The sequence below is a fragment of the Limnohabitans sp. Jir72 genome (genome assembly GCF_003063575.1).
Classification (GTDB): Bacteria; Pseudomonadota; Gammaproteobacteria; order Burkholderiales; family Burkholderiaceae_C; genus Limnohabitans_A.
Genome location: NZ_NESC01000001.1, coordinates 644,385 through 655,440, shown reverse-complemented (window position 1 = coordinate 655,440; position 11,056 = coordinate 644,385). Strand labels below are relative to the sequence as shown.

Annotated in this window: 10 protein-coding genes and 2 tRNA genes; 2 read left to right on the top strand and 10 right to left on the bottom strand. The window is 52.6% G+C overall.

Annotation, left to right across the window (positions count from 1 at the left end):
- Positions 1–100: 100 nt before the first annotated feature.
- The 9 genes from B9Z52_RS02845 to B9Z52_RS02810 form a co-directional block, all read right to left on the bottom strand.
- Entirely contained in the window at positions 101–631 is a 531-nt protein-coding gene (locus tag B9Z52_RS02845; RefSeq protein WP_108411841.1) for a helix-turn-helix domain-containing protein, read from the bottom strand.
- 92 nt (positions 632–723) lie between these two features.
- Positions 724–1,734 carry an alpha/beta hydrolase gene (locus B9Z52_RS02840; RefSeq protein ID WP_233251783.1) on the bottom strand — a complete coding sequence of 337 codons (1,011 nt, stop codon included), beginning with the start codon at positions 1,732–1,734 and terminating at the stop codon, positions 724–726.
- A 252-nt stretch (positions 1,735–1,986) separates the two neighbouring features.
- Positions 1,987–2,799 (bottom strand): protein-glutamate O-methyltransferase CheR, encoded by an 813-nt coding sequence (locus B9Z52_RS02835; protein WP_108412307.1) that lies wholly within the window; start codon positions 2,797–2,799, stop codon positions 1,987–1,989.
- Positions 2,796–3,863, bottom strand: a complete 1,068-nt coding sequence (locus B9Z52_RS02830; protein WP_158270497.1) for a CheB methylesterase domain-containing protein — start codon at positions 3,861–3,863, stop codon at positions 2,796–2,798. Before B9Z52_RS02830 ends, B9Z52_RS02835 begins: the two co-directional genes overlap by 4 nt.
- On the bottom strand, positions 3,847–5,346 hold the full coding sequence (locus tag B9Z52_RS02825; protein ID WP_108412305.1) for a mechanosensitive ion channel family protein: 1,500 nt from the start codon (positions 5,344–5,346) through the stop codon (positions 3,847–3,849). The genes B9Z52_RS02830 and B9Z52_RS02825 overlap by 17 nt, the downstream gene beginning before the upstream one ends.
- A 7-nt stretch (positions 5,347–5,353) precedes the next feature.
- On the bottom strand, positions 5,354–7,303 hold the full coding sequence (locus B9Z52_RS02820) for a methyl-accepting chemotaxis protein (protein WP_108412304.1): 1,950 nt from the start codon (positions 7,301–7,303) through the stop codon (positions 5,354–5,356).
- Positions 7,304–7,317: 14 nt separating this feature from the next.
- Positions 7,318–8,685 carry a hypothetical protein gene (locus tag B9Z52_RS02815; protein ID WP_146182768.1) on the bottom strand — a complete coding sequence of 456 codons (1,368 nt, stop codon included), beginning with the start codon at positions 8,683–8,685 and terminating at the stop codon, positions 7,318–7,320.
- A gap of 40 nt (positions 8,686–8,725) precedes the next feature.
- Positions 8,726–8,953 (bottom strand): hypothetical protein, encoded by a 228-nt coding sequence (locus B9Z52_RS17560; RefSeq protein ID WP_146182767.1) that lies wholly within the window; start codon positions 8,951–8,953, stop codon positions 8,726–8,728.
- A gap of 60 nt (positions 8,954–9,013) precedes the next feature.
- On the bottom strand, positions 9,014–9,790 hold the full coding sequence (locus tag B9Z52_RS02810) for a hypothetical protein (protein WP_146182766.1): 777 nt from the start codon (positions 9,788–9,790) through the stop codon (positions 9,014–9,016).
- A gap of 280 nt (positions 9,791–10,070) precedes the next feature.
- On the opposite strand from B9Z52_RS02810, the gene B9Z52_RS02805 reads away from it, so the two are divergent.
- Together B9Z52_RS02805 and B9Z52_RS02800 are read left to right on the top strand one after the other, a co-directional pair.
- On the top strand, positions 10,071–10,517 hold the full coding sequence (locus B9Z52_RS02805; RefSeq protein ID WP_108412301.1) for a MerR family transcriptional regulator: 447 nt from the start codon (positions 10,071–10,073) through the stop codon (positions 10,515–10,517).
- 32 nt (positions 10,518–10,549) lie between these two features.
- Positions 10,550–10,626, top strand: a tRNA-Pro gene (locus B9Z52_RS02800).
- A 289-nt stretch (positions 10,627–10,915) separates the two neighbouring features.
- On the opposite strand, the gene B9Z52_RS02795 is transcribed toward B9Z52_RS02800, so the two are convergent.
- Positions 10,916–10,991, bottom strand: a tRNA-Asn gene (locus tag B9Z52_RS02795).
- Positions 10,992–11,056 lie beyond the last annotated feature (65 nt).

Genomic DNA, 11,056 nt, shown 5'->3' with positions numbered 1-11,056 from the left:
TCATCCCTTTGCAGCGCCTTGACTTGGTAGTAAAACGTGCTGCGAGGCAGCTCGGCCACCTGGAGCAAAGTGGCCAAGGGGTGATGCTGCCTTAGTTCGATCAGGGCTTTCGCTTTGTCTGCGCAGCCTGCTGCTTGGCTCGAACTAAGGCATCCAACTTTTTTAGATAAGCCACCTCCGCTCGCAAGTACTCATTTTCGCGTTGCAGCTCTTGCAACGTTTTGTCCTGCACGGGCTGCTCGCTAGAGGGCGTAGTGGGTTCGGGAGGTTTCATCGGTTTTGGGCGCCCTCGGGGCTTGGGAGCTAATGCTGTGATACCGCCCTCATGGTACTTGCGCTCCCAATCCGAGACAACTCCAGTGCCCCCGCGCAGATCAAACAAGTGAATGGTCTGGTTAAACGAAAGCTCTTCGCGCCACATGTGCTCTAGGACACGCAGCTTAAATTCAGCGCTGTAATGACTGGACTTCTTGGTTAGCCCACTATCGCCGTTTTGAAGAAAGGCGCCCACCCAATGCCGTATCTGTCCATCATTGACTCCGTACTTGGCAGAAAGCTTTGTGTAGCCACCCCCACCGGCTAAGTAATCTTGAACAACAGATTTTTTAAATTTCTCGTCGTACTTCGTCATGAAAAACACCCCAAAGGTTGGATTGGTGTCCAACTTTTGGGGTGCAGTTCAATATGCAGGGCTTGATCAATTGTGAATTGTGGATCACATGCTTACTTGAGTGCCAATGGATCACGCTCATCCAGAAAGCCCAGAATTTCACGGAAGAACTGCATGCGGTTTTTTTCCAGCATCACGGTATGTGTACCTTCCCCAAGCTCTACGTGTCGCTTGTAAGGCGTCTTGGTCAGGGCCTTGAACAATCCAAGTGTTTGGTACAAGGGCAAATCTGCATCCCACTCTGCATGGATCAGGAAGGTTGGAACCGTGATTTTGCTGGGGTCGTACATGGGCTTGTCGGCTTGCCAATTCGTCATCACGTCGTCGATGACGCCGTTCGGTGCACGCAGGTTGCCAGATGTGGCTTTGGGATCGGTGGCCCAAGTCGCTTCAGCCCATGCCTCGAAAACACCAGGAGGGATGAGGCCCTCGGCCTGTTCTGGTGTCACGCCTTTCAACCAGCGAGCTTTGGCACTGTCTTTTGAAACTGTACGGTAAGCACCCAGCTTGACCGCTGTAGGGCCTGTGGGCAAGGCAGTTTCTTTTGCAAAGAGCCACATGGGTGCAAACATGACCAGTCGGTTGACCTTTGGGTTGTTTAAGCTGGTGTACATACCCACAATGGATGTGCCCCATGACCAGCCCATCACATTGATCTTGGGCACGTTATGACGCTTCAGGATCGCGTCCACGGCTGAACCAAAATCGCTCGCTGCATCGGCGGTATGGACAATCGGAGCATTGTCCTGTGCAGGCACATCCATCTCAGGCGGGCGTGTGGATCGTCCGTAGCCACGCACATCAACCAAATACACGTCATAACCTTTGGCTGCAAACAGATCCATCATGGACATGCCTTCTATAGGCAAGTCAAAAGCTGTTTCTGCTGGATAAGTTGCACCGTGAACAAAGAGCAAAATTTTCTCGCCAGAAGTGGCTTTCACACCGGTCAGATGCTTGTGGCGCATGAATAGCTGGATGCCTGGTGCCTTTGATGGCACAAAGAAATCCTCTGATTCGATCTTGGTGTTTTGTGCGTGTGCTCCAAAGCTTTGCGTCAGCAAAAGCGCAAAGCTCAAGATGATCCTGGTGAAGTATCTCAACGTCGTCTCCTGATATGTTAGGGTGGGAGTTCATTCTAGGAACGCTGCAAGTTGGTCTCCTGAGCCTTGGGTGACAAGGGCTTTTGAGATTGCTGATCCAACTGGACAGTGCTCAGCTTGGCATGTTCCTGATGTGGACAGAATAAGCAAGATCAACACAGCTTTTGCACATCGGGATGAATTGTTGCGCCGCTACATGCAGCTTGCATGACATCAACCCAGGCTTTTCGAGCGGACATACAGCCCACTGCCAGTTCCAACATACTGGAATCCATCACACAGGCCTGCTGTGCTTTCGGCAGCGCCCAAAAACAGGAAACCGCCCGGTACCAATTTGTCGTGCAAGTTCTGCAAGACTTTTCTTTGTGTGTTTGGGTCAAAGTAGATCAGTACGTTTCTGCAAAAAATGATGTCGAATCGTTCTGGGCTGTCTGGTAATCGGGTCAGATTGACTGCTTCAAAGCGCACGCTTTGGCGCACAGCGGATGAAATGCGCCAACCCGCTGGGGTCATCTCGAAATACCGTTGACGATGGGTTTGGGCAAGACCTCGCTCTATTTCAAAATGGTTATAAACACCGCGTTCAGCTTGGGCCAGTGCGGTCTTGCAAATGTCTGAGGCGTACAAGGAAACTTGCCACATCGGCGAATACATCCCCTCATCACGCAAGAGCATGGCGATCGAATAAATTTCTTGCCCTGTAGAACAAGCAGCAGACCAAACAGAGATTTGACGCCGTTGCTGCTGGCGCAGTTGGGGCAGAACTTCGGTACGTAACCGATCGAACGGCCGCTGGTCTCTGAACCACGATGTCTCGTGTGTTGTCAGGGATGAAATCACGCCAGCAGCGATATCACCTTCAGGCGTGGACTCCAAAACGCAAACAAGTTGTTCCAGGTCTTTCAGTGAGTGCTTTTTCAGCAAGCCATGCAGACGAGACTCGATCAAGTAGTCTTTTTCTGGACCCAGCAAGATGCCCGCCTGACTGTGCAAGTACTGGCGAATGAACGGGTACACATATTTCATGTGTGTTGCCTCAATAACTTGAGGATCGATTCACCGATCAACTGCAGCGGAAGCACGGCATCACAAAGGCCTGCTTTGGCCACAGCTCCTGGCATACCCCAGACGATCGAGCTGGCCTCATCTTGCGCCAGGATCACGCCGCCTGTTGATTTGATGAGCTGTGATCCTGCCAGACCGTCCTGCCCCATGCCGGTCAGCACCAACGCAAGAGTGCGGATGCCGGCAATTTTGGACAGGGAGCGAAACATGACATCCACGGATGGTTTGCAAAAGCATTCTGGCGGGCCATCACTTAATCGACCGACAAGTAGCCCGCTTGCAAGTACGATTTCAAAATGTCGTCCACCGGGTGCAAGGTAGACGCAATTGGGACGGAGTGTGTCACCATCTTGCACTTCGCATGTGTTGAGTTTTGTCTTGTTCGCGATCGATTGGGCCAGTGATGCCGTGAAGCCGACGCCCATGTGCTGGGTGATCACAATCGGAACATCAATGCGATGCGCGATGGACTGGAGCACGGCGCTCAATGCGTCTGGTCCGCCTGTTGACGCGCCAATGGCCAACACGTCAAAAAAGGACTTTTGAGTGCCGCGCACAGCCCGTTTAAATTTTGGCGAAGGGAGGGCGTATTCATCACTCGGTGCAGGTAATGCCTGACCGACAGCTGTTCTTGAGCTGAGCGTTTGACGCAGGGTCTTCAGGAATGCGCCATTGGGCTGTTCGGCTTCCAGATCAAGAGGCCGAACGATCCGATGAATGTTGACGTTTGCAGCCACTGAGCTGGGTATTTTTCCTGGCAAGTCCATGATCAGATAGTTGATCAACTGTCCGAGCGAATCGTTGTCGTCATGTGTGTGCAGCAGGGTTGTATGTCCATCGGCCAACACCCAGTTGGCTTTTGCAGTCGCAGCCATTGTCGAAATTAGAGATGCATCGAAGGCCTGCCCCACCACCTCTATCCCCGGTACGCTGCGCAACAACCGCCTCAGATGCAGACGCACCGACATGGCCATGGGTGCGAGCAATACGCGAGTGATAAGCACTGGTTCAGTGAGTGGACTCACAACCGCGCTCTTCGGTCTTTGCACTCAATGGCTGCACGCCAGGGAACATGTGCATGATCTGGCGAGCCAAGGCTTGGGACATGTCTTCGCCGTCAGAGGCATTGCCCATGACATCCGTTTGTGCCAGGTTGTGAGCGAGTATTTCCAGGGTTCCTGGCATGGTTTCGAGAAGATGTTGCAGTGTGTTGCCGTTGATTTCCAGAAGCAGCACATCCGTCCGTGCGCGGATGGTTCTTCGATGCGGCAAACCGACCAATGCGACTTGTTCGCCAAAGGTGTCTCCAGGGCGAATCACGGATGGCTTGTTGTTGGCTGAATGGGTCAGTTTCATCGGATCCAATGCGTCCAGAAGACCTTCTTGGACAACGTACATTTCTGCGCCCACTTCGCCTGCCTGAATAACGACACGGCCGCTGCGAATACGCACTCTGCGAGAGCGCGCAATGAGCTCGTCAATGCAATCGGTGGGCAAGCCATCGAAAATCTGTGTCTGATCAACCAGTGACGAAAGTCGTACCGGGCCCTGCTTGTTTTGCACCAAGTCCTGATCGGCCCGATCAGCCACTGTGAGTGCCCGACCCGCCGGACGCAGGCCAGCTTTCGCCAAATGAATCAAGACATGTTTGTAGATGGCGCGGGTGCCGGGCATCAGGAATTTCCATTGGGCATGGAAACCAATCATGTACTCCACGCCATCAATCTTCACGCCGCTGACCGCAACCGTGGGGATGGCGACATTGGGCCCGATCAGCTCCAGCAATGCATCCAGCGCGGCGGCTTGCAAAATGCGAAACGCCTGATCTACAGGTACTGAGCACTCCAGAAGAATGAAGATGCTGCGGTTACTCGCTTCCTCGGGCAAGCTGAAGTTGCTGAGGGTAAAGGCGCTGAATTTGCTGTTCGGGAAACTGAGCATGTCGCCCAGCAAGTCTCGCACGCGCGTAGTCCGCCAGCTGATTTCCATCAATTGGCCCATGGTCCGTTCATCCCCAGATCTATGGATTTGAATCCAGTCTCCAATGCGAACTGCCCGATCAATGTTCAATGCAATTCCAGCGAAAACGTCTTGCAGCAACTCCTTGAGGGCCATGCCCAGTACAAGCCCCGCAACACCCGATGCTGCCCAGAGAAATGTCAGATCCTGATTGAAAACAATGCGCGCGCATGCTGAGAGGGCGATGACATAAATGATGAGGCTTGAAATCTGCAGCAGCAAGCTTGGTGCTGGTGTTCCAGTGGCAGATGCAATCACACCTTCGAATATCACATAGCGAATCAATCGATTGGCCAAGACCGCTAATGATAGAAAGCCGATCACCCCTAAGACATTTTTGACCACCGTGGTGGTGCTGTCGAAAAACTCGATCCCAAACTGTTGATAGGCCTCGCCGCCGAAGAAGAACACAACCAAAATGCTGACCGAAATCAGCAGTGGTCCCAGAATCTTGGTCAGTACGTGACGCGATTGATCGAGTATTGCCATGGCGTGATCAAGTTGTGCGCAAGCGGTCAGTCTCGGATTGCAAGTGTTGAGACAAGGCGGTCAGTGACTGCATGGTGGCTGAAATTTCTTCAGAAGCGCTGGCAGTGGTTTGCGCCACAGTTTGAAGGCGAACAACCCGGTCCTTGATCAATTGCATCATGGCGCTTTGCTCTTCGATGGCCGCTGCGATGGACTGGATTGTTTCGTCGCTTTGCTGCGACATGCCAACAATTTGGACCATGGCGCTTTTCGCTTCGCCTGCGGTTTCTACGCCGGAATCAACGGTTGATGTGGCTTCTTGAACGAGGCTGCGAATTTCCCGCGTTGCCACGGCCACATCTTCAGCGAGTGCACTGATTTTGTTGGCAATCAGACCAAACCCACCGCCATCAGCACCCGCGCGTGCAGCTTCCAGTCCGGCATTGAGCGCCAGCACATAGGTCTTGTCTGCGATGCTGGAGATGAGTTCACTGATTTGGGTGATTCGGATGTTCTTCTCGGCAATGCTGTGCACGGCAGAAGTCATGGCGATCAAAGTTGATTGTCCACCCTGAGCAGCTTCAACAGCCTGCTGGGCCAATATTCGCGCGCGGTCAGCGCTGCCTGCAATGTCACTGATGGCAGAGGCAGTTTGTTCAATGGCACCGGAGACGTCGAGCAGTGTGGCCATTTGGCTGGCGGCGTGACGAGAAACTTCCACTGCAGCGGCGGTCGTTTCTTTCGAGGAGACGTTCACATGTTCCGTGGCTTGGCTCACTTGCGTGAGAACGTTGCGCAGTTGATGGACAGCTTTGTTCAGATTGAGCTTCATGCCGGCGAATTCGCCCTGGAAGCTGCCTTCGATGGTTTGGGTCAAGTTGCCATCGGCCAGAGCGCTGGCGTACAAGGAAACAGCATCCAGTACTGTCACGAGAATATCGAGGCTGCGGTTCACGTTGCCTTTGAGTGCTCGCAATTCCCCCGCGTAATCACCACTCATGCGGCCTTTCACATCGCCGGCCGCCAATTTAGCCATAACAGCAGCCACTTCGTTGAGCGGTTGAGCCAAAGTGCCCAGCAGGGAGTTTGCACCCGACACGAGTTTGGCGAATTCACCTTTGTGGCGTGATGGGTCAGCCCTTACCGACAAGGTGCCCGATTGCGCGGCTTCGATCAATTCACTCAAGTCATGGGAGACGGCCTGCAGGGTATTGGCAATCGCTATGGTGGCGCGAATCATTTGTCCGGATTCATCACGCCGACCATCGTCGATGATCGATACGCTCAAATCACCATCAGCCATTTTCAAAATGGTGTCACGAACCTCTGCGATCGGTTTAGTGATCGCGCGAATCACTTGCCAACTCGCCAAAATACTCAGCAATACAGAGCCCAAAATGATCGCGATGATCATGTGGCGTGAAGATTCAAATTGATGGGTGGTCGTCAAAGTGTTTTCTTTGGCGACATCGATTTGCAGGTCAATCAACTCGGAGAGTTTGTCGCTCACAGGATCAATTGCAGGATAGAGATCGCGTGAGATGAATGCAGCAAGTTCTGAGTCTTTGCCCTCTTTCAAGAGTAATTCCAGCCGATTGCTGGCTTTATCAGCTGCGCTCATTCTTGGTTTCACCTCCTCCACAATGCCGCGTTCTTTTTCCACCAGATAAGTCGCCAGATAGGCGCTCCAGCGCTCTTTGACAACCGATCGCGCTTTTTGAATATTGGTGATCGCCACATCACGCGTCAATGTTCCGGCACGGGCTTTGTGAGCTGTGTCCACGATATTGACCGCATACATGTCAGAAATCACTTTGAGATCTCGAAGCGGCACGACACGGTCTTCGTAGACGGTGTTCATGGCACTTTGCCCCGTGAGAAAAGCGTTTTCTGCGATGTACCCCAAGGTCGCAATCAGCACGATCAGTGGGCCGACAAGAAGTACCAACTTGGAACGAATTTTCAGGTGATTGAGCATGGTAAGTTTTGAGATCAAAATTTATGGTCATTCGAAAGCCAACCCATATGGGCGCATTGAGGCATCGTTTTGGCCCAATGTTTCCATTCATGGCTCGGTTCAGCGTTTCTTAACAAAAGTTCGCACCGGTCTTTGATCAACCGCACGCTGTGAAAGAAATTGTTGATTTGATGGGGTACGGCAGGCAGGGGCCAAAACCTTTCGCGATTTTGTGAAAATTCTGCTCTTTCGCACAGCAGCACCACATTTTTGTGGCCCAGTTTTACCTTTACGGCAAAGCAGGCGTTCACCTGCAAATCGACATCGAAAAAGCGGGCAAGATCCACCACGGGGCACTTGGCGCGCCCGTGCTTCGGATCGATGTTTATGCCCTCCAGTGTGCCGATGACCGAGCTGACCATGCTCTGCGCAATCGCGATTTGGTACGGCCCAACGATGAGGCTCAACACCTTGGTTTGAGAATCAGTGTTGGACGATTGCTGGCCTGTCAATGAGTCAGTGTTGCGTCCGAGTGGGCTGTAAACCGCGCCTTCAGATGGCTTGGGTGTATCGGCCAATACCTTGATCGGATGCTCATCCGCGAGCACGAGCCACGTTGAGTGGCCGGCTTGCCGGTTGAATACCTTGATCTGGGCGATATTCACAGTCAGCAAACCGATGACTTGTTCAACCAATAAACCTTGAGAAGTGCTTGGCTCATCGATGCACAGGCACCATGGTTCTGCCCGTGTCGTTTCCTCTGCATCGTGCAATGCGCTCAAGGACTGAGCACAGATCCATTGATCGCCCAATTTCACAATCCAATCGAGCGTCTGGCCAGGGGACATTGGGAGAGCTTGCTCAGGCCTGTCGACCAAATGCACGCGCTCGGCTGGAACAGCAAGATCTATCCCGCCGCTCCTGACGCGCAAGAATGTGCGTGACTCGGTCATCGCTTGGGTGGCTGCTTGTGTGGGCGATGGCTTGTGCTCTTGGGCAGGGCTTAGCGTTTTCAGTGCAGCAGCCAGATGGTCTTGAAGTTTGGTACTGTCGTCACTGATATGTCGCCCCGCGTTGTCGGCAATGTGGCTTGCTTCTACTGCGATCAGACCTTTGTGGGTTCTGACGATGGCCATCAATGGCTTGTTGACCTCAGCGCTTGCAGTCATTGCTTTGGCTGTTTGCGGGTTCAATAAAGCAATTGGCCCCTGTTCGCTGGCAATCAAGCCAGACACACCGACAGGAGCCCACGGCAGGGCCGCGGTGTGTCCTTTGAATGCAACACCCATCAGATCTGTGCTCTCAGACCAACAAGGCACGCCATTCAGAGTCAGTAAATACACGTGTGCAGGAAGGGCGGTCAATGGATCTGCCGTCAGGCTGTGAGGTTTGTCACCGCTCATGGTCCACTGTCTTTTAATTGTTTAAAACGCTGAAAAAATTTCAGAATACCGTATAAATTATTTTATGTGTATATGGTGAATTTTCAATGAATTTTATCAGACCAAAATTCGCTGCCTGATTTTTTGAAAGAGTGGCTTGTTGCCCTAAAGCTTGGCGATCAGAGGTGACTGCTTGGGCATTGTGCCTGGTGTCGGTGCAGAGCTTGCCGTCTCTGATCTCCTTCATCCGCTCAGGCCGGATCAAGGCGCTTGAGTTGGTGAATCCCAAGCACCTACCTGCTACACAGGTGCGCGGATTGGCCATTCGTTGGCGTAAAAGAGCAAGGTGTTAGAAATGCCAACCCAAGCTCAGGCGCTTTTGGTCTTCATCAGAAAAATTCACCTTTTGGTCCCAAGCCAAACGCAAAAAATAACGGGACCAATCCCAAGTGGCACTCAAACTGTTGCCTTTGACCCGTTCGGTGCTGGGATCGCTTCTCCCCTTTTTTGTCGCGACATCCAGGGTTAAACGCTGCCCGCTGGGCAAGCGGTAGCGCCATAGCAGGTGTGTGACACGTTGACCTGTTTGCAGACGGTCATCTTGGGTGCGCCAGATTGACCATTGCTGAGAATCGCTCACCAAGCCGCCCACGCCAAAAGTGAGGGCATCGTTGGGATCGAAATTCAGGTTGTAATACTCGCGCAAATTGGTGCGTCCCCACCCTGCCATCAGGTACGTTGTTTTACCCCACTGCGCATTGAGGGACCCGCCCCAAAATCCCCCGCTTGCCGCTTGTATGGAGGGCGTTACTTTCCCCCACTCGGTATCTAGTGCGTACTCGTAACCCAAGCGTGTTTGGTGAAACTGAGCGGCTTGATCGTATTGGCCGATCCACAACGTTTGTGCTGACGCGTTGGCACGCAGGTTCAGGTCGCTTGCACTGGGTTGATGGCTGGTTTGATAGACCGAGGGAGTAAGCTTGAATTGCCATGTTGCATGGGGTTCAAATTCAATGGATTCAGGCGTCTGAGCCATGCTGATGGGGGTGTGCGCAAACAGGTACATCAGCAGGCATTTCCAAGTTTTGCCGAAGCTCTTCAATCGTGTTTTATTTCCTGTCGCCATCGGGGGTTCTCCATTGAAACATGCGTCCTGAAATGGGCTGTTCTGTTGGATTCCGATTTCTGAATCCCAGATCCCTAAGTCCAGAGCTTACTGCTTCATCCAATCCCAACAATGTCAGGTCATGCGCTGGATCACCCGTTCATTCAATGTCCATCGTTGTGGCTTTGGTTTAATGGCCTTGCCTTGTTGGCGCGCACTGTTTCATGACAATGAAGTCACTGGACTTGTAGCCATAAGTTGCAGTAAGCTACAAGGTTTTCCACGTAACTTGTTGTCGTTCATGGACAGTTCGCTCCCCCCCATTCCAGCAAAGCGCTATTTCACCATTGGTGAAGTTGGTGAGCTTTGTGGTGTCAAGCCGCATGTGCTGCGCTATTGGGAGCAAGAGTTCACCCAGTTGCGGCCAGTTAAGCGCCGTGGCAATCGCCGCTACTACCAGCATCATGAAGTGCTGATGATCCGCCGCATTCGCGATTTGCTCTATGACCAAGGATTCACGATCAGTGGGGCGCGCAATAAACTGCAAGAATTGGTCCACGCAGATCGTCTGGGTCGTCGTCATGGACAGGATGGTGTCTTGTCAGACACTGAGGGCAAATTGGGTGACGATGATTTGATCACGGCAACACCACCCGAGAGGGGGGCGTTTGATTTTGGGGATGCGGCGGCTGATTACCCCGCTTTTCATCAAGAGCTTTTGGAAATTCGTGCGCTTCTGACTCTGTGAGCTCAATTTCCCAATGTATAATCAGAGATTGTCGGCGTGTAGCGCAGCCTGGTAGCGCACTTGCATGGGGTGCAAGGGGTCGCGAGTTCGAATCCCGCCACGCCGACCATTTGATCGTACAAAAGCCTCCAACTGGAAACAGTTGGAGGCTTTTTTCATGGTGCACCCCGAGCGCTGTGTATCTCTGCGGGACGCAAGTTCTGATGTGAGACTGTGATGGTGCCCGACCTCAGGAGCAAGTGCCTGAACGGGTGTTGGCATCGTCAACGCAAATGGTCTTTGGTGCCCGCATGAACTGCGCATTGCGCGAGGTTGTTGAGCGCAGCCTTTTTGAGGCAAAAAAAATGCCCGCTGTTTAGCGGGCATTTTTATTCTAAGCAGCTCAGAACTTAGATTTTTGGCTCCTCAACCTGGGCTCGAACCAGGGACCTACGGATTAACAGTCCGGCGCTCTACCGACTGAGCTATTGAGGAACAATACATCAATTATAGCGTCATTTTTGGGGTGCTTTTGAGAGGGGGATGCAGATTTTTAAAAA

Excerpts from the sequence above, each read along its gene's own strand:
- B9Z52_RS02845 (WP_108411841.1), bottom strand. The coding sequence starts at position 631 with ATGACGAAGTACGACGAGAAATTTAAAAAATCTGTTGTTCAAGATTAC.
- B9Z52_RS02835 (WP_108412307.1), bottom strand. The coding sequence starts at position 2,799 with ATGAAATATGTGTACCCGTTCATTCGCCAGTACTTGCACAGTCAGGCG.
- B9Z52_RS02825 (WP_108412305.1), bottom strand. The coding sequence starts at position 5,346 with ATGGCAATACTCGATCAATCGCGTCACGTACTGACCAAGATTCTGGGA.
- B9Z52_RS02820 (WP_108412304.1), bottom strand. The coding sequence starts at position 7,303 with ATGCTCAATCACCTGAAAATTCGTTCCAAGTTGGTACTTCTTGTCGGC.
- B9Z52_RS02815 (WP_146182768.1), bottom strand. The coding sequence starts at position 8,685 with ATGAGCGGTGACAAACCTCACAGCCTGACGGCAGATCCATTGACCGCC.
- B9Z52_RS02810 (WP_146182766.1), bottom strand. The coding sequence starts at position 9,790 with ATGGCGACAGGAAATAAAACACGATTGAAGAGCTTCGGCAAAACTTGG.
- B9Z52_RS02805 (WP_108412301.1), top strand. The coding sequence starts at position 10,071 with ATGGACAGTTCGCTCCCCCCCATTCCAGCAAAGCGCTATTTCACCATT.